General features: G+C 43.8%; 1 protein-coding gene. It reads right to left on the bottom strand.

The features are described from left to right. Nucleotides 1-13: 13 nt before the first annotated feature. Nucleotides 14-857, bottom strand: an 844-nt coding sequence (locus WKT20_RS18100; RefSeq protein ID WP_340417872.1) for an ISAon1 family transposase, incomplete at its 5' end; no start/stop codon positions are given.

The raw sequence follows: 857 nt of genomic DNA on the forward strand, positions 1-857 counted from the left end.
GCTCAGTAGATTTTTAGTGGGGATAGCCATATAAATTTGCTATGCGGAAAAGGAAGAATTTCTTATCCGCAACACCTCTTAGATTGGCACGAAATAGTTTGATTTTGGCATTGAAAGATTCTGCCATCGCATTAGTTGAACGGTTGTTGTAGAAGTTGAGAATCTCGTCGTAGTGCTCATAGAATGTAGCGGCTATAACGTTGAATGAATGAAATCCAGCCTCTTCGACCTTGTTGTACCATCGAGCCATAGATAGACGGGCTGCATCCGTAATTGAGTTCTTTGAGAAAATCATTCTAAGAGAGTGACAAAGGCCATATGCTTTTTTTATGTCAGGGTATTCTTCAAATAGGATTTTTGCTCTTTGTTTCTGCTTCTCAGTCCACTTGTCGGCAGACTTAAACAGCAGATAACGTGAGCGTATAAGCAATTCCCTGCGGGTGTCACCGTTGGGGTATCGGTATGGAACATACTCCTTACTGTTCAACTTGGCTTCTTCCATCTCATCGTTGGCCTGCTGAATGGCATTCCAACGGTGCTTAATACGAAGCTCCTGCACTGCATCGCAAGCCAATTTCTGAATGTGAAAACGGTCTATGACGCGACGGGCTTTTGGAAATGCCGAACGAACGATCTTTCGCATGGAATCGGACAAATCAAGAGTTACTTCTTCAACTGCAAAACGTTTTTCCTCGTTAATACATCTCAGCACTCCAATCACATCTTCCGATTTCGTGCCTGCCACAACAGCCACCAGGGATCTTTCTCTGGTACATGCATCCCTGTTGGTTACAAACGTATACAGTTCACCATTGGAGAGCGATGATTCGTCAATGGCAATCCTAGGACCAATGTTG

Source organism: Phocaeicola sp. ICN-14070 (assembly GCF_037892625.1).
GTDB classification, from domain to species: domain Bacteria; phylum Bacteroidota; class Bacteroidia; order Bacteroidales; family Bacteroidaceae; genus Phocaeicola; species Phocaeicola plebeius.